Below are 18,643 nucleotides of genomic sequence, written 5' to 3' on the forward strand. Positions count from 1 at the left end.
AAATCAAAATAGAGGTAGGGTGGGAATATGAAAAGAATTAATATTTTAGATCAGAATACTTCAAATAAAATAGCAGCTGGAGAAGTGGTAGAGAGACCCTCCTCTGTTGTTAAAGAACTAATTGAAAATTCTATTGATGCAAATGCTAAAAATATTACTATAGAGATTGAGGATGGGGGATCTGCATTAATTAGAATTATAGATGATGGCGATGGCATACATAAGGATGACATATCAAAAGCATTTTTACCTCATGCAACTTCAAAAATTAAATCAGTTGAGGATATTTATTCTATAAGCTCACTAGGGTTTAGAGGAGAGGCATTAGCTTCTATAGCATCAGTTAGCTGTGTAAATTTGAAAAGTAAGCCTCAAGATGAAGATTTTGGCGCTGAAATTACTATAGAGGATGGAAAAATATTAGAGATTAAAGAGGTAGGACTAAATAAAGGAACTATTATGGAAGTTAAGGATTTATTCTTTAACATCCCAGCTAGAAAAAAGTTTTTAAAAACCTCATCAAGAGAAGGCTCTTTAATTAATGATATAGTAAATAGAATATCCTTATCTAACCCAGATATTTCTTTTAAATATTTTAACTTTGGAAAGAAAATTTTACATACATATGGAAGTGGAAACCTCAAAGATGTAATAAGAACTATTTATGGGAAAACTATAAGTGACAATTTAATTTATTTTGAATCTAATGGAGATGAAATATCTATAAGTGGATATATAGGAAAAGAAGAAATAGCAAGAGGTTCTAGAAATAATCAAAGCATTTTTGTTAATGGAAGATATGTGAAAAATAGAACTTTAGTTGCAGCAGTAGAAAATGCCTTTAAATCTTTTGCTACAGTTAATAAATTTCCTTTTTTTGTTTTATTTGTAGATGTATATCCTGAATTTGTAGATGTTAATATTCATCCAAGTAAAGAAGAAATTAAATTTAAAGAAGATAGAGTTGTATTTAAGAAAGTTTTCGAGGCTGTACATAGAGCTTTTAAAGAAGAGGTATTTAACTCTTTCCAAGTGCCAGAAGAAAGATATAATGAACAAAATGAAATACCTTCTGGAGTTGTAGAGAATATGTCTTTCAATATTAATTATAAGGAAGCTCCTTATAATTATGAAAAAGAAGAAAAATTAAAAGAATCACCTGAAAAAGCAGTAATAAGAGAAGTGATGACATCTATAACTATCGATGATGTTAAAAAGGAAGAGGAGCTATATAACAAGTTACGCTCCTTAGGCGATAAAGGTAAGTTAAATACTACTGACGGATCTCCATTTCAATATAATACTGACATAAGCGTTAAAGATAGACTTGTTGTTTCAGCTGATGATAAAGCAACTAATGTAATAAATAGTTTAAGTGATAACAGCATAGATTATGAGAAAATAGAAGTTTATAAATCAGAAATCCATAAAAGTGTTGAAAACTCACCTAAATTTCCAAAGCTTAGAATTATAGGTCAGTTTAATAAAACTTATATTTTAGCAGAATTTGAAGAAGTGCTTTATTTAGTAGATCAACATGCAGCTCATGAAAAGATATTGTTTGAGAAGTATTTAAAACAAATTGAAAGTGGTAGTATTATAATTCAACCATTGCTTATTCCAGCTTTAATTGATTTAACTATTGATGATTATTGCTATTACGAAGAAAATAAAGAGATTTTCAATAAGGCTGGATTTAATATAGAAGCATTTGGAGGAAATACAGTATCTATTAAGGAAGTCCCTTATTTCCTTGGAAAATTAGATCCTAAGAATTTATTTATAAGTATATTAGATAACCTTAAAAACTTAGGGTCAGGAAAAACAACTGAAGTAAAATATAATAGGATATCTACAATGGCATGTAAAGCGGCAGTTAAGGCTAATGACTATTTAACTGAAATAGAAATGCAAAAATTAATTAATGATTTAAGATTTATAGAAGATCCTTTCCATTGCCCGCATGGTAGACCCGTTATTATTAAATTTACTTCTTATGAGTTAGATAAAAAATTTAGAAGAATCGTCTAGATAAGGAGATTACTAACTATGAAAAAAAAAATACTGGTTCTTGCAGGGCCAACAGCAGTTGGTAAAACTGAATTATCTATTAAACTTGCTAAAGAATTAAATGGAGAGATAATTTCTACAGATTCTATGCAAATTTATAAACATATGGATATTGGCTCAGCTAAAATTACTGCTGAGGAAATGGATGGGGTAGCTCATCATATGATAGATATAGTTGAGCCACATGAAGAATTTTCAGTTGCAGAGTTTAAGCGAATTGCTGAAATATGTATTGAAGATGTTTTAAGACGCGGTAAGCTACCTATTTTAGTTGGGGGCACAGGGTTATATATAAATGCCCTAACTTGCAATATGACATTTACAGAGGCAAAGAAGGATGATACATATAGAGCTGAACTTGAATCCTTAGCTAATGAGCATGGAAATGAATACGTTCATGGGTTACTAAAAAAAATTGATCCTATAAGTTATAGGGATATTCATGCTAATAATAGAAAAAGAGTAATTAGAGCATTAGAGGTATATAAAATAACTAGCAAACCTTTTAGTTCTTATAATCTAGGTAAAGATATTTATAATGGTAAATATGATGTTTGTTATATAGTTTTAAATATGGATAGATCTAAACTTTATGGACGAATAGACAAAAGAGTAGATATGATGATGGAAAAAGGATTAGTAGATGAATGTATAAATCTTAAAAATTTAGGTAATACTTCAAATATGCAGTCAATGAAGGGAATAGGCTATAAAGAAGTGTTTTACTATTTAGATGGAGATATATCTTTAGAAGATACTATTGATCTAATAAAACAAGGGTCAAGAAATTATGCTAAAAGACAATTAAGTTGGTTTAGGCGTGACCCAAGGGCAATCTTCTTAGATAAAGATGCTATGAAAGGTGACGAAATATTCAGAAAAATAGTTGGTGACATTGACAGCTTATAAGGTTATAATTAATTTATAAATATAACTAATGTGTCGGAGGTACTAGAAGTGAATAAACAAATAAATAATTTGCAAGATATTTTTCTAAATGGAGCTAGGAAGAATACGGTTCCAGTTACTATTTATTTAACAAATGGTTTTCAATTAAAAGGTTATGTTAAGGGGTTTGATAGTTTTACTGTTGTTTTAGATTCTGATGGTAAACAAATGTTAGTATATAAACATGCAATTACTACTATAACCCCAGGAAAGCCGATATCATTTAATAATAATATTGAAGATAATGAATTTTAGGAAATAGGCAAAATAATTTTGCCTATTTTATTTTTCGTGTTTTTTTAGTATAATTAGTAATAAGGTGTTTAATTTTGTTTAAAAACGCTGAATTCAAGGAGGCTTATTATGTTAAATATAACTAAAGAAATGATGATGAAATCATATAATATAAAAGAAAATACTTTTGAATTATATAAAAAAGCTTTAAAAGACGTTGAAGAAAGCTTTAAAATTTACGATGAAATAAGAGAATTTAATCAATTAAAGGTTCTAAAAGCATTTCAAGAAGAAAGGATTAGTGATGCACATTTTACTAATTCATCGGGATATGGATACGATGATATTGGAAGAGATTCATTAGATAAGGTTTATGCACGAATATTTAATACAGAATCTGCTTTAGTTAGACCTCATTTTGTAAATGGAACACATGCTATAGGCTGTGCATTAATGGGAAATTTAAGACCGGGAGATACTATGGTTAGTATAGCAGGTACTCCATATGATACTTTGCTTAATATTATAGGAATTAACGGAAAAGAAAATATAGGTTCTTTAAAAGAATATGGTATCAAATATAAACAAGTTGATTTACTTAATGAAAAATTTGACCATGAGAAAATTAAAGAAGTTTTAACTTCAGATAATTCAATAAAACTTATACATATACAAAGAAGTACTGGGTACGGGTGGAGAAAGTCATTTTTAGTATCCGAGCTTGGAGAAATAATTAACTTTATAAAGAGTATAAGAAATGATGTTCTTGTATTTGTTGATAATTGTTATGGAGAATTTATAGATATAATAGAACCAACTGATGTTGGAGCTGATTTAATAGCAGGTTCATTAATTAAGAATATCGGTGGGGGAATTGCACCAAGTGGAGGATACATAGCTGGAAAAGCTAATTATGTTCAGCAAGCAGCATTTAGATTAACTACGCCTGGAGTAGGTGGAGAGTGTGGAGCTACATTTGGACTAATGCGAACTTTGTATCAAGGGTTGTTCTTAGCGCCTCATATATCTATGGAAGCGGTTAAAGGAGCTATTTTTGCATCAAGAATAATGGAACTTGCAGGGTTTGAAGTATTACCTAAATATACAGATAAAAGAAGTGATATTATTCAAGCTATTAAAATAGGTAATAGAGAACAGCTTATAAAATTCTGTACTGGAATACAAAAAGGATCTCCAATAGATTCATTTGTAGAGTGTGAACCGTGGGCAATGCCAGGATACACAGATGAAGTAATTATGGCAGCAGGCGCATTTATTCAAGGATCATCAATAGAACTTTCTGCTGATGCACCAATAAGAGAGCCTTTTATTGCTTATTTACAAGGTGGATTAACATTTGATCACGCTAAAATAGGTATTCTTATTTCGTTAAATAATATAATTTAAATATTTATTGATAAATAGGGGACGTGAAAATAAATAGCAAGTCAAATATGCGAAATAAACTCGATGTATTGACTTGCTATTTATTTAAAGTTAACCTTATTCTTTTATAGATTCAGATTTAAAATAAAAATCATATTCATTAACTATTAATTTCCCGTTTGGGGGTGCATTTTTGATAACAAAAATAAAATTTAATAAATCCACTCCAGATTTAATTGAATTTGCACTAGCTATAGCATATAAGAATAAATTAAATCCTAATAAATAGCTTGCTACAGTAGGTATAATAGTAAACACTATAAATGGCAGTATAATTAATACTAATGCTCTTGATTTAGATATAGTCCCGTCGAAATAAGAAACTAATTTTAATTTTATTAAAGAATATCTGATAATTACATTATCTTTAGTTTTATAACATAGTACATGTAAAAATTCATGAGGAATTATTATAAACAAATAACTCACTACTAATAAAACTAAGAATATAAGTCCTGTTTTTAATACTCTATCTAAATAAAAAAGATTATAACCTAGCCCAAAAGCATAAATACAAGCCATAATCAATTCAATAAGTAGTTTTATAAAGCTAAAATGTTTTTTTTTAAGTGAATGAATTGCTTTCCATTCATTATTTAAATCTAAACAGGTACAGTTATATGGAGTATTTCCTTTTAAAAATTTCATAAATAACCCTCACAATCACATATTATTATGTGACTCTAAAGGGTAGGGAACTGAAAGAAAATAAAAAGCCAAAGAACCTGACTGGTTATTTTTTTAAAATTCCTTATACATATTAAATAAAAAAGAGTCACACAATAATGTATGCCTCTTTTTTATCTAATATGTTCTAAATAATCCGACCAACTTTCCTAATATACTACAGTCTTTAACTATAATAGGGGATAAAGCATCATTTTCGGGTTGTAATCTAATATGATCACTTTCTTTATAAAAGGTTTTTATAGTTGCGTGATTATCTATTAAAGCAACAACAATATCTCCATTAACAGCTGTTTGATTTTGTTCTATAATAGCTAAATCACCGTCGTTTATACCTGCATTAATCATACTGTCACCAACAACCTTTAGCATAAATAGTTCCTGATTATGTTTAATATAATCAATAGGAATAGGAAATAAATCTTCTATATTTTCTGTAGCTAAAATAGGTATTCCGGCAGTAACTCTACCTATAATGGGTATATAAAGCATTTCTTTTTTAGGGCAATTTGGATCTATAATTTCTAAAGCTCTAGGTTTAGTAGGATCTCTTTTTAGCAATCCCTTTTTTTCTAATCTTTTTAAATGACCATGAACAGTAGAGGTTGATTTTAAATTCACTGCATCGCATATTTCTCTAACCGATGGCGGATACCCTTTATTGGCAGTGTGTATTTTTAAAAATTCAAAAATTTCTAATTGTTTATCCTTTAAAATATTCATTTTAACACCTCGCTATTATCAGATTATAACATATATATATTAGGTAATCAAACTTATGTTCTTGTTTTAATATTGGTCAATTTTATTATAGTATATACATTAAATAAAAAAAACATCATTTTTCATTGCTTAAATGTATAAAGTTAGCTATAATTAAGTTTGCTTAAATTTTATAAAATAAGTTTATAACTAATAGGTGGTGTTTATATATGAATAAAAAAATATATACAGAAGATGATTATTGTGATGTGTATGAAGGTAAAATATGTGATAATTGTGGAGATTGTTTACAACAAGAAGGTATAGATGTAAGAGCAATAAAAATTGAAGAAATATCTAAAACTGTAGAAGAAAATGAAATTTTAGAAGCAAAATTTAAAACAGAACTAGAAAAATTAAGATTAGAAGCTGATAAGGAATTGGAAGAAAAAACTATTACAGCGGAAGAGTTTCTAGTTGAGGATGATGCTGAAACAGAATACGTAGATGCCTTTGAAAATATAGAGTATCTAGATGATATGGAATTATTTGATGAATTAAATTTAGAGGAAATGACAGAAGAAGTTTTTCCAGGTGTTAGAAGATTTAAAAATAAATAATGAATACTTTTCCCTCCTTTGTTTACACTATATTTATAAGGTAAATAAAAGGAGGATATTTTTATGAAAAAAAGAGTTGTTATATCATTACTGACATTAGCTACTATAATAACTGTATTTGTATCTTGTTCTACAAATGAAAAATCAATAGATAATACTAAAAATGTAGTGGAAAAAGGAAAAGAGATGATAACTGGTGATGAAACTACTGGAAAAACAGTTAAAAACTATAGTGATAATAAAAAAGTAAGTGATTATAATCTAGAAAATTTCAAGTTAGATATGGAGTCAAAAAATTATAGAGTAGAGATCATAGCCAAAGATAAAGATTTTTTTGACGCTCCGAAGTTTGAAGTAGAAATTGGGGAAGATAAGGTTTCTGCATATGATTATGAAGAACTTAGTACTTTAGAAAAAGATACCTCAGCTATAACAGAGAAGGGGTTAGTTATTAACGGGACAAAATCATCTTGGAATAAAACACCTCATTATTATAAGAAAGGTGAACTTCTTATAATTTATGATGGAGATGATATTAAAATTATAAACTCTTTATATGAGATACTCGGTTCAGAATTATACAACACATAATAAACATTATGTAAAACTAATTTAAAATATTTTTAATTATAAAAGAGAAAAATGCCATTTTCAAAGATTTAGAACATCCGTTCTGAATCTTTGAAAATGGCATTTTAATAATATATCTAAAAAAAACAAATAGATTATTTAATATTAGCAAGAGGATTAGAATTTACAGCATCACGTAACGTATCATTATCTACATGTGTATATATCTGGGTAGTTGCGATATTTTCATGGCCTAGGATGCTTTGAAGACTACGTATATCCACATTGCCATGCTTGTACATTAAAGTTGCAGCTGTATGTCTAAGCTTGTGAGGTGTATATTTATCATTACTCATCCCTGAACTGCGAACATGTTTTTTGACTAGGACCTCAACAGTTCTTTTATTGATAGGTTTTTGACGAGAGGAGAGGAGTAAGTATTTTTTTTCATCATCAGTAGCTTTAAAATCCTCTCTAACAGCTAAGTAAGCATAAATAGATCTAATGCAAGCTGCATTTAAATAAACAGTCCGTTCCTTATTTCCTTTACCTATAATAGTTAGAATATCACCTTTTATTTTATCTATTTTAATACTGCATAACTCCGATAATCGCATACCGCAATTCAAAAATAGAGTAATTATACAATAGTCACGTTCAAAATTTTTATTTTCTTTATTCATTGAATGTAATAAATTTACACTTTCATCTAAGGTTAAGTAAACAGGTTGCCTTTTGTTTATTTTAGGAGATTCTAACTCTAAAGTTGGGTTATCATCAATAATTTTAGATTTACCTTGTAAGAATTTAAAGAATGATTTCAAGGTTGCTACTTTACGAGCCCTTGCGTGAGTACCATTACCTCTTTGTTTTTCGGTAAAGGATAAAAAAGCATATAAATCCGTAAGTTTTATTTTTCTTATGAAGCTATTGTCGATATCGTTTATTTGTATTTCTTCAAATTCTAAATTTTTATCGAATACTAGACCTTTATAAACTTTTAAAAATCTAAAAAACATAGTTAAATCAACTTTATAAGCTTCGATAGTGTTATTTGACTTACCTTTAATAGTTTCTAAATAATTCAAGAAATCTATAACACATTGAGGTAAATTAATTATTTTAGCTTCTGAAATTCCGAATTTATCTTTAATTTCTAACTTGTAATTATTATCTGTCAGTTTATTTAAAACCGGGCTAATTTTATTTTTGCTAGATATTTTGCTAGCTTTTTTTAGAGTTCTATTTAAACCTAATTCTTTAAGCCAAATTTGAATATATCGAATGCCAACATTATAAATTTTTGATAGTTGACTAGTTGGCAATTTATGCTTTTCTACTAATATATATAAATCCTCGATTATAAACTCATATATTCGTTCTGAATTCAAATTATAGTAATTAGAATATATATTATGAAGTTTCTTTTTGTCAGTAGAATTTAAATCTATATTAATTAAGTCTTTAATTTCTTTAGTGTACTCATAATTTTTATATTTATAAGATTTCGTTGTTAATTGCACTTTTTTCAAACCCCCAATAGGCTTCAAAGCCTTGAATCTATTATAACACAGCTGTTTTTTTCTTTCAAGTACACGAATTGCGCTAAATATACATTTAGCGCAATGTTTTTGAAGTGAAAGTTATAGTAATTTTTTATAATATAAAAATTTCATATTATAAAACTAGTTTTAATAACTTATTTTACTAATATACGCACTCTTTTAGTCTAATCTTAGTAAAATAGATATTATCAATGATAAATGCACAATCGATTTATAGAAAAAAATGAATTGAAGTTTTTAATAATAATAGATTTACTTGCTATGAAATATTTTAAAAATAATTTTGTCGTTAAAATCGATTATGTGTCGTATGCTATGTGTACCTAAAATTTTATATATTATTTTGCTATACATTAATTTTGTATGTTTATGTGCACAATTATATCCACAATATGTTATTTATTGCTAAATCAATAATATTAAAAATTGAAACTTTTTATAACACTTTATTTCCCGTAAAGTATTTTTTAAAAAAACGTATCTATTATTAATTATCAAAAAAAATACACCTAAACTAATAGGTGTTATAATTGCATATTTTATAAATGATCTATCAATAGCTAATATCATTATATCTATTATTTTCTAAAGATTTTAAAATCAACTCATCAGAATTAATAACTTCTTCTTTAAGTAAAGACGTGAATATTTCTTTTGAATAACCTCTAGCAAAAATATTAGAATAAATATCTTTGCTAATGCTCTTGTTTAAACTTCCCTCCTCTATTTGCCAAAACTTCAATTTTGGCATTATGTAACCGGATGTTTTCCATTTATTTTTTATCAACTGAATATCATTACTTTCTTTATATTTATGCTCTAAATCTAAATCAGATATAATTAATATGTTTTTAGGGATTTTATTGTTTGATAAATCTTTTTTGATTGAAGTAAATAGCAACAAGTCTAAGGCTGATTCAATATTATTTGGAGTTGATAACTTAAAATTTTTCATGTTATTAACTTGTTCGACTATGCTACAACTCTGCACTTTAGCAAAATAAGGATCTTTTTTAAAGTACATATAATAATCTTTAAAACTACTAGAATTAAAATTATTTAAAAAAAGAACTGTTGATATACATACTTTATACGCTTCAGCACATGCTTTTATCGCTTTATCAGATATAGCAATAATAACATAGGTATCCTGTAATATTTCTTTATAATTATCACAAACAATATTCCATATATTTTCATAAATAGATTTAGTTTCATGAGTTATACTCCCCTTATTGTTCATAATTAATTCTATTATATTAAAAGGAGTTTGGGTTAGATTCTTTATTATATCAGTATTCAATTTTAATTTATCATTTTTATTATATATTTTAATATGTTTCATATAACGTTCCCTATCATTGCGAATAAATGAGTTTTTATATCTTAAACACGTATCTAATGAAAATTTAGAATAATCTATAGAATTAAAATTTCCTGCACTAATTTTTTTCTCTATTATATCTATTTTTTTTCTTAATGATGATAAGATCAATCTATACTCTTGAGATGTATACCCTAAAAGTCTACGAGTTCTAACTGCTAGCTTCCTTGAATTCTTAGATGAGGTATTTTCAGATTTTAACCATTTACCTAGCATTGATGGAGTTTTTGAATTTAAATCAATAGAAAGTTGATTTCTGAATAATCTAATTACTTCTTCTTCTAAAGGCGTATAAAACAAAACATAATAATCATCCCATCGACCATATTTATAAATTAACTGTAAATTTTTTACTAATACTTCACTTTCATTAAGGGCTAGATAATTTATTATTACTTTAAAAACCCTTCGTTCACCTAGTCCGCAAACTTTATCACGAATATAGAAAAGAGCTTTAATTGCTAGTAATCCATTACATTCAAAAGCAGAAATAAAGCACTCTATAATTTCAGCTTCACTTTTATTGCGTAAATCTTTTGAAGTTGTTAAAAATTTTAGTATAGCCTTATTATCATTTTTTAGATCCTTAATTACATATTCAAAATCTTCCACTTCCGATACGTTGTAGAGTTCTTTTCTTAATTTAGTCAAAAATTTTATAGCCATACTAATACTCCTCCTAAAAATTATTACAAGACACATTATTATTTAAAACAAATTACATTGTGTGAATAATTGCTGTAAGTGTCTTTATCAAGATACAGTTTAGATCACAATAAGTGATTATTTGCTGTCTGTATCTTTACTTAATAATATATTATATGAAATCAAATTAATTTATAGAACAAAAAAAAGTGCCAAATTGACACTTATATCTTTTCTTGAAATTTAATTATTAACGCATTGTTTATTAACTCTGATTTAGAAATTCCTTTTCTAAAATATCTTATTTGTTTATATTTTATTCCTTCCATTTCAAAATCCAAAATATCTATCCTATCACCTGTATATATAATAGGCTCTTTTTTACCCTTTACCGTAATCCATAATTCCATAAAAGACACTCCTTTTTACTTATATATTATACTAAAAAAGAGCCTAAATAAGGCTCTTAAAATTACTTTTTAAATATTCCAAAAGGCTTTCCTACAGGTAAAAATATTCTGCCAAAATGTTTGTTTAGAACAGCAGCCCCTGATCCGTAAAATGACATTATAGCAATTGATAATTCTGACCAAGCAGCTAAACTATGTGCAAAGTGTGGAATAATTTCAAAAGCATTTAAAGTTAATCCTAAGAATAAAAAATCAATAAATACAAATATTATAAATAATACTTTATGTGTTTCCATTGCTCCTATAGTCATAAATATAGTGAATATTAAATATCCAAGAAAAGCAAAACCTAATTGCTTAGTATCTGCACCGGCTGCAAGCTTTTCTCCAAATACTCCATTTTGTATTAACCAAGTGAACCCCATAGCATACCAGAAGAATGCATATGCTCCAAAAGCAGTTGATCCAAATGTATTATCATGTTTAAAATCATTAATACAAGCTAATAATTGAGCTGAAGCACCTAAAAATATTGCCCAAGGCAAAACTAAAGATACCCCGCTAGTTAATCCTAATTTTTGTGACGATGCGACTAATGTAATTATAGCTAGTCCAAATAATCCTAATGCCGAGGGATCGGCTGTAACTATCTTAATTTTTTTTGTTTCTTCCATGATTTCCTCCTTAGTAAAAGTAATTATATTTAACCTTAACAAAGATAACAGATTTTTAAGTTGTTGTCAATATTATTATATATTAGAAGTTAACCTATAAAAATATATTATTAATAAAATAAATATGATATTTATTTTATTAAAAGTATATCTTTATATAATTTACCATTGAATATTTAGCGTTATATTACATAATAGGGTATAATATAACTTGATAAGATGTATTGTTATATTATTTAAAATTTCTTAAATAAATGGAGGCTTACTATGGATGAATTTTATATGAACATAGCTATTGAATGTGCTAAAAATGGAATTGGACGTGTACAGGCTAATCCCTTAATAGGGGTTGTAATAGTTAAGGATAATAAATTAATAGGTAAAGATTTTTATGAAAATACAGATAAAATAAATTTAATAGAAAAGGTCATATTAAATAATAATATAATCGATATGCAGTTAAACAAGTCAACTATATATATTACTTATCCCGATTTTAAAGAAGACACCATTAAATATATTGCAACGAAAAACTTTTCACGTATTGTTTCTGGAACTCTAAATCCAGAAGTAGTATTAATGAGTTCAAAAGTAGCAAAGATATGCGGATTAGGATTGCAAGTAAAGGTTGGTATCTTAGAAAATGAATGTAATAATTTAAATGAAATTTATAATAACCAATTTATTAATAATAGACCCTTTGTTCATGTGAAATGGTGCATGACACTGGATGGTAAAGCAGCCTCTTATATTGGTAATAATTTAGATATTACTACTAATAAATGTTATGCATATTCTCACGAACTAAGGAATAAATATACAGCTGTAATGGTTGGAATTAATACTATATTAAGAGATGATCCAACTTTGGTTTGCAAACATCCAGGTGGTCGTAATTCATATAGAATTATAGTAGATAGTAAATTACGAATACAAATGGATTGCAACGTTCTTAATGATGCTTATAATACACCAACATTTATAGCTGTTACTCATAATTATGATAAAGTTAAAGCTAAAATATTACAAACACGGGGAGTTAGATTTATTATATGTGAGGAAATCAATGGAAAAATTGATTTAGTAAATTTAATGGTTAAGCTATCAGAGTTAAATATTGATAGCGTTTTAATAGAAGGAGGAGGAAATTTAATATTCTCAGCAGTTGAAGCTGGAATTGTTGATAAAGTATCTGTATTTATAGGAGCAAAGATTATAGGTGGTAAAGATTCCCTTTCTCCAGTAACAGGCAATGGGATTGATTTTATGAAAAGCGGAATACCATTAAATGATATAAGTATAAAACAGTTCGGAAGTGATATATTAATTGAAGGGTATATATAAAAGAAGCCCCATAAATTAGGGCTTCTTTTAGTAAAAATTAAGAAGTCTTATACCCTTCTATTTTTAGTAGTATTTCATTTAAGTATTCCCATCTTTCATACAACTTCTCAAGTAACTCCTCTAATTCTCTTTTTGACTTAACTAATTCATTTAGCAATCCATAGTTAGAAGAATTTTCATTAATTTTTTTAGTAATTGACTCTATTTCAGATTCTGTTTTTATAATATTATCATCAATAGCTTCGTACTCTTTTTGCTCTTTAAAAGTAAATTTAGGTTTATCTTCGCGCTTCTTTTGTTCTGATTGTTTAGTTTCATCTTTTATTTTAGATGGTACAGATTCTTCTTTTTCTTTAAAATTCTCTATTTCTTTTGAAATTAAAAAATTACTATAATTACCAGGGTAATTTTTTATTTGGCCATTGCCTTCATAAGAAAATATTTTATTACAGATTCTATCTAAAAAGTATCTATCATGAGAGACAACTATTACAACACCCATAAAATCATCTAGAAAATCCTCAAGAGTTTTTAGTGTTTCAATATCTAAATCATTTGTAGGTTCATCTAGTATTAAGACATTTGGAGCTTCCATTAAAATTCTTAATAAGTGAAGTCTTCGTCTTTCTCCACCTGATAACTTAGATACCGGAGTATATTGCATGGTACCATCAAACATAAACCTCTCAGCAAGCTGAGATGCTGTTATTTTAGTGCCATCTTCAGTAGGGATAGTCTCTCCACCTTCTTTTACATAATCAATAGCTCTTAAAGAACCATCCATTTCTTTATCATCTTGAGTAAACACTCCTATTTTAACTGTTTCTCCAATTTCTAATGTTCCTGAGTCTTGTTTTAGAACTCCGGTTATAATGTTTATTAGTGTAGTTTTCCCCATACCATTATCTCCAACTATACCAACTCTATCATCTCTTAAGAATATATAGTTAAAGTCAGAAATAAGATTCCTATCACTAAATGATTTTGATATATTATATAACTCTACTACTTTTTTACCAAGTCTTCTACCAACGAAAGGCATTTCGATAGCACCTTTAACTTCTATATGTTCTTCATTAACTAAATCATCATATCTTTGAATTCTGGCCTTTTGTTTTGTAGTTCTTGCTTTAGCACCTTTTCTAACCCATGCTAATTCTTTAATAAGGAGTTTTTGCCTTTTATCTTCCGTAACTGATTCAAGTGCTAATCTTTCTGCCTTTTTTTCTAGAAAGTCACTATAATTACCTTCATAAGAAAATAGCTTTCCCCTATCAAGTTCAATAATTCTATTAGCGACTCTATCTAGAAAATATCTATCATGTGTAATCATTAATAATGCGCCTTTTCTAGCGTTAATATATTCTTCTAACCACTCTATCGAGTTTGCATCTAAGTGATTAGTAGGCTCGTCTAGAACTAATAATTCACAAGGGGTTATTAATGACGAAGCTAAGAATACTCTCTTTTTTTGACCACCGGATAATACTCCCATTTTAACAGTGTAATCCGTTATTCCAAGTTTGTTAAGTATGGATTTGGCATCACTTTCTAAATCCCAAATGTTCATATCATCGATTTTTCCTTGAAGCGATATTAACCTGTTATTTTTCTCTTCATCATAATTAGCATCATTTATATCCTCAAGTAAAGTTTCATACTCCCTTAGTAATTTCATTTCCGGAGTATCCCCTCTAAATATTTGTTCTAGTACTGTAAAATCCTTATTAAAATCAGGATTTTGGGATAAGTACTCTACCCTTATATTTTTTCCTTTTATAACTGAGCCGTTAAAAAATTCATCTCGGCCAGTTACAATTTTCAATAAAGTAGATTTTCCTGCACCATTTATTCCAATTAATCCAATTTTCTCTCCAGTTTCTATACCAAGAGATACATTGTCTAATAATACTTTCTCACTATAACTTTTACTTATGTTCTCTAATGTAATTAAATTCATACTTTTCTCCCTTATGTAATTAAATTATAACTAATGTTCAATTGTTATTCTATCACTATCATAGACAATTTAAAACACTGTTTTACTTATTTATTAATTAAACTTAAAAGGAGAAGTAATTAAACCTCTCCTTTATGCACAAAATTATTAACTTTTAGCTAAATTAAGTTTAGTCCCATATTTATTCTTTAATAATAAAGCTAATGGAACTCCTATAATTGAAATAATTATAAATTCACTTAGTCCAACCTCTACCATTGTTAACAATAAAGGAGCTCCTGACACTATATTTAACATCCAACCTATAATTACTCCGTTAAATACTACTGGCCATATAGAAGCAATTGCAAGGCTGAATTTATTAGTTTTCAATATTTTGGACGTTAAGCTTATAGATACAACACTTATAAAAGTTGCAAAAGTTCCAAGTATAATATCTAACGGACCATTACCACCAAATATGTTTGAAATTAAGCAACCAAGTGTTAATCCACCAATATAAAGTGGATTAAAGAAAGCTAGTAATACCATAACTTCTGATACTCTAAATTGAATTATTCCATAGGAAATTGGAGCGAGCATTACAGTTAAAACTGTATAAAGTGCTGCAACTACTGCTGTTTTTACTAATTTGTTTGAAATGTTTTTTTTCATATTAATCACCTCTAAATATTTGATTTAAATTCTATTCTTCATTGCTATATTTTTTAATCATATTATCTTTTAAAGTCCAAAGTTCTTTAGATAAATCTACATAGAAAGTATGTGGATTTTCAAACCTTGTTACCTCTTCCCATAAAGTATTAACTTGGATTAAGCAATATGATCTTATATCATTTAAACAAGGAGATGTATATACAACCTCTCCATTTTTAAATATAGGAACCTGTAATTCTTTAACATAAAAATTTTTAAGTTTTTTCTTCTTCCAAATATGAACTGGATCGAAGATAGTATATGGTTTATTAATATCTATAACCTCATGAGCTAATGTGATAACGTCACAAATTGCTTTGTTACTATCTTTATCAAAAAATCTATATACTTTCTTATGCCCAGGATTACTTACTTTCTCAGCATTTTCTGAAATCTTAATTCTAGCTTCGGGCTCCATATTTTCATTTTCTACAGCAACTAGTTTATAAACCCCTCCAAATACAGGCTCAGCTTTTGAAGTTACAAGTCTTTCTCCTACTCCAAAAAGATCTATTTTTGCACCTTGATTAAATAAAGATGTAATTGTATATTCATCAAGCGAGTTAGATGCAACTATTTTACAATCAGTTAACCCAGCTTCATCTAACATTTTTCTTGCTTTTATTGAAAGATATGCCATATCACCGCTATCTAGTCTTATACCTTTTAATCTACAACCCATAGGCTCTAATACTTCTTTAGATACTTTTATAGCATTTGGAACACCCGATTGTAAAACAGAGTAAGTATCTACTAAAAATGTACTTGAGTCCGGATAATTTTCAGCGTAAGTTTTAAATGCAGTATATTCGTCTTCAAACAATTGTACCCAGCTATGCGCCATTGTCCCTGATACAGGTATTCCAAACACCTGTCCAGCTAAAGTTGTAGCAGTAGCTATTACGCCACCAATATAAGCAGCTCTAGCACCATATATTGCACCATCATATCCTTGAGATCTTCTTGCACCAAATTCCATAACTCCTCTTCCATTTGCAGCTCTAACTATCCTATTAGACTTTGTAGTTATCAATGATTGGTGGTTTAAAGTTAATAAAATCATAGTTTCTATAAGCTGTGCTTCTATTACAGGAGCTTTAACTGTTAAAATAGGCTCATTTGGAAATATAGGTGTTCCTTCTTCAAACGCATATATATCTCCTGTAAACTTAAAGCTAGATAGATATTGCAAAAATTCTTCATCTAAACAATTTTTAGATCTTAAGTAATCTATATCATCTTCATCAAATTTTAAACCTTCTATATATTCTATTACTTGTTCAAGACCTGCCATAAGGGCAAATCCACCATTTTCAGGAACTTTTCTAAAGAAAACATCAAAATAAACTACTTTATCCTTTAAGCCATTTTTAAAATATCCATTACTCATAGTTAATTCATAGAAATCCATTAGCATAGACATATTTCTTTTATTTTTCAAATTTATTTTACTCATAGTCATCCTCCGTATTTATTGTACTATTTGAATCTAAGGGATGTTCAATAAAACATTTATAAATTATTATATCTTAATTGATTTTACAACCTTGATACCATTTAATTTAAGCTTATATAAGTCTAACATTTTAAAAATCATCCTATATATTTATAAATTCTTTTAATATTAGTTTTTTATTTAATGTATATAGCTTTGAAGGTCTATAACTACCTTCTCTTTTAGTATATGATGTTTCTTCAACTATTTTAGATATCCACCTTCTAAAGTTAGGTTTAGTAAGCTTGCGACCAAGCAATAGTTCATATACTTGTTGAAGTTCTGTTAAAGTGAAATTTTTAGATAGTAGGCTAAATGCAATTGTTGTATATTGTACTTTATTACTCATTCTTTCTAATGCATAGCTTAGTATTTCTACATGATCAAAAGCTAATGTAGAATTCGAACTTTTTTCAACTTCGAACTTATAATCAACTTTTGTATTGAATCCTATAAAAATATTAGTTTCTTTGATCTTATATATAATTTTTATATCTTTTTCATTACTTATTAAAGATATAATGTAGTTTTTAATAAGTTGACCATTTTGAGTTGTATAATCACTTATCAACTCTTTACTAATGGAGAACCAAGCTAAATCATTTACCTCATCCCCTGCCTTTTCTTTTAATCCTTGTTTATTAACTAATGCAATATATGAAGCAGATACTACTCTCATTCTTGGATCGCGATTAACCTCTCCCCAGGTATATAGCTGTTCCATATAAACATCTTCTATATTCGCGTCTTTGGTAAGTTCTCTATAGGCTGCATTATCTACACTTTCATTAATATCAACAAAGCCACCAGATATTCCCCAAGTTCCTATGAATGGATGCTCATTTCTTTTAATAAGAAGAATCTTAAGTTCTTTTTCAGGTAACCTCTTAATATCTTCGTTTCTAATTTCATCTAATGTGAATAATAGTATATCTACAGTTAAGGAAGGTTTTTCATATTTAGATGAATTATATTTTTCTAAATATTCTTCTTCAGTTAGACCTTTAATATCCTTCATAAATAACCCACCTTGCTTATTATCTGTTTGATAATATGTATGTTTATAATATATTACTAACGCCTTAAAATGTCAATAATAACTTAGGAATATTCAAAAAAATAACAAGTTGATATGCTCGTCTAGTTTAATAGGCTACGTCGCATTCTGACTTATTATTTTTTTGAAAGGCCTT

17 protein-coding genes are annotated in these 18,643 nt (G+C 27.7%); 7 read left to right on the forward strand and 10 right to left on the reverse strand.

Annotated features, from left to right (window positions below; genetic code table 11):
• The first annotated feature begins 27 nt into the window (after window positions 1–27).
• The 4 genes from mutL (at window position 28) to J1C67_RS15230 (ending at window position 4,659) form a co-directional block, all read left to right on the forward strand.
• Window positions 28–2,031, forward strand: coding sequence for a DNA mismatch repair endonuclease MutL (gene mutL / locus J1C67_RS15215; protein WP_167865075.1), 2,004 nt, complete (start codon window positions 28–30; stop codon window positions 2,029–2,031).
• Window positions 2,032–2,049: 18 nt separating this feature from the next.
• A complete protein-coding gene (gene miaA / locus J1C67_RS15220; protein WP_167865076.1) occupies window positions 2,050–2,979 on the forward strand; it encodes a tRNA (adenosine(37)-N6)-dimethylallyltransferase MiaA in 930 nt (309 codons plus the stop codon).
• Between the two features lie 48 nt (window positions 2,980–3,027).
• Window positions 3,028–3,273, forward strand: coding sequence for an RNA chaperone Hfq (hfq, locus tag J1C67_RS15225; RefSeq protein ID WP_089966026.1), 246 nt, complete (start codon window positions 3,028–3,030; stop codon window positions 3,271–3,273).
• 108 nt (window positions 3,274–3,381) lie between these two features.
• Window positions 3,382–4,659: a methionine gamma-lyase family protein gene (locus J1C67_RS15230; RefSeq protein WP_167865077.1), complete on the forward strand. Its 1,278-nt coding sequence runs from the start codon at window positions 3,382–3,384 to the stop codon at window positions 4,657–4,659.
• A gap of 96 nt (window positions 4,660–4,755) precedes the next feature.
• Here J1C67_RS15230 and J1C67_RS15235 read toward each other — a convergent pair whose 3' ends face one another.
• Both J1C67_RS15235 and lexA read right to left on the reverse strand, forming a co-directional pair.
• Complete coding sequence (locus J1C67_RS15235; RefSeq protein ID WP_167865078.1) at window positions 4,756–5,346, reverse strand: DUF3267 domain-containing protein; 591 nt, start codon at window positions 5,344–5,346, stop codon at window positions 4,756–4,758.
• A 156-nt stretch (window positions 5,347–5,502) separates the two neighbouring features.
• Window positions 5,503–6,108, reverse strand: coding sequence for a transcriptional repressor LexA (gene lexA / locus J1C67_RS15240; protein WP_167865079.1), 606 nt, complete (start codon window positions 6,106–6,108; stop codon window positions 5,503–5,505).
• Window positions 6,109–6,317: 209 nt separating this feature from the next.
• On the opposite strand from lexA, the gene J1C67_RS15245 reads away from it, so the two are divergent.
• Together J1C67_RS15245 and J1C67_RS15250 are read left to right on the forward strand one after the other, a co-directional pair.
• The gene (locus J1C67_RS15245; protein WP_167865080.1) at window positions 6,318–6,707 is read left to right on the forward strand and encodes a hypothetical protein; all 390 of its coding nucleotides are present in this window, start codon (window positions 6,318–6,320) and stop codon (window positions 6,705–6,707) included.
• Between the two features lie 63 nt (window positions 6,708–6,770).
• Complete coding sequence (locus J1C67_RS15250) at window positions 6,771–7,298, forward strand: hypothetical protein (protein WP_167865081.1); 528 nt, start codon at window positions 6,771–6,773, stop codon at window positions 7,296–7,298.
• Between the two features lie 134 nt (window positions 7,299–7,432).
• Here the strand turns inward: J1C67_RS15250 and J1C67_RS15255 are convergent, their stop codons facing one another.
• From J1C67_RS15255 to J1C67_RS15270, 4 genes are all read right to left on the reverse strand, one after another.
• Window positions 7,433–8,413 (reverse strand): tyrosine recombinase XerC, encoded by a 981-nt coding sequence (locus J1C67_RS15255; protein WP_244980288.1) that lies wholly within the window; start codon window positions 8,411–8,413, stop codon window positions 7,433–7,435.
• Between the two features lie 982 nt (window positions 8,414–9,395).
• The gene (locus J1C67_RS15260) at window positions 9,396–10,892 is read right to left on the reverse strand and encodes a DUF2828 family protein (RefSeq protein ID WP_167865082.1); all 1,497 of its coding nucleotides are present in this window, start codon (window positions 10,890–10,892) and stop codon (window positions 9,396–9,398) included.
• Window positions 10,893–11,095: 203 nt separating this feature from the next.
• The gene (locus J1C67_RS15265) at window positions 11,096–11,281 is read right to left on the reverse strand and encodes a hypothetical protein (protein ID WP_089966040.1); all 186 of its coding nucleotides are present in this window, start codon (window positions 11,279–11,281) and stop codon (window positions 11,096–11,098) included.
• 62 nt (window positions 11,282–11,343) lie between these two features.
• On the reverse strand, window positions 11,344–11,955 hold the full coding sequence (locus tag J1C67_RS15270; RefSeq protein WP_167865083.1) for an acetate uptake transporter: 612 nt from the start codon (window positions 11,953–11,955) through the stop codon (window positions 11,344–11,346).
• Window positions 11,956–12,222: 267 nt separating this feature from the next.
• On the opposite strand from J1C67_RS15270, the gene J1C67_RS15275 reads away from it, so the two are divergent.
• A complete protein-coding gene (locus J1C67_RS15275) occupies window positions 12,223–13,299 on the forward strand; it encodes a RibD family protein (protein ID WP_167865084.1) in 1,077 nt (358 codons plus the stop codon).
• Window positions 13,300–13,336: 37 nt separating this feature from the next.
• Here the strand turns inward: J1C67_RS15275 and J1C67_RS15280 are convergent, their stop codons facing one another.
• The 4 genes from J1C67_RS15280 to J1C67_RS15295 all read right to left on the reverse strand — a co-directional run bounded on the left by J1C67_RS15280 (window position 13,337) and on the right by J1C67_RS15295 (window position 18,468).
• Window positions 13,337–15,259, reverse strand: a complete 1,923-nt coding sequence (locus tag J1C67_RS15280) for an ABC-F family ATP-binding cassette domain-containing protein (protein ID WP_167865085.1) — start codon at window positions 15,257–15,259, stop codon at window positions 13,337–13,339.
• A 147-nt stretch (window positions 15,260–15,406) separates the two neighbouring features.
• A complete protein-coding gene (locus tag J1C67_RS15285) occupies window positions 15,407–15,913 on the reverse strand; it encodes a QueT transporter family protein (protein ID WP_167865086.1) in 507 nt (168 codons plus the stop codon).
• 31 nt (window positions 15,914–15,944) lie between these two features.
• Window positions 15,945–17,411: a nicotinate phosphoribosyltransferase gene (locus J1C67_RS15290; protein ID WP_167865087.1), complete on the reverse strand. Its 1,467-nt coding sequence runs from the start codon at window positions 17,409–17,411 to the stop codon at window positions 15,945–15,947.
• A gap of 142 nt (window positions 17,412–17,553) precedes the next feature.
• The gene (locus tag J1C67_RS15295) at window positions 17,554–18,468 is read right to left on the reverse strand and encodes an NUDIX hydrolase (RefSeq protein WP_089966049.1); all 915 of its coding nucleotides are present in this window, start codon (window positions 18,466–18,468) and stop codon (window positions 17,554–17,556) included.
• Between the last annotated feature and the right edge of the window lie 175 nt (window positions 18,469–18,643).

It is taken from the genome of Clostridium gasigenes (genome assembly GCF_017348895.1).
Lineage (GTDB): Bacteria > Bacillota > Clostridia > Clostridiales > Clostridiaceae > Clostridium > Clostridium gasigenes.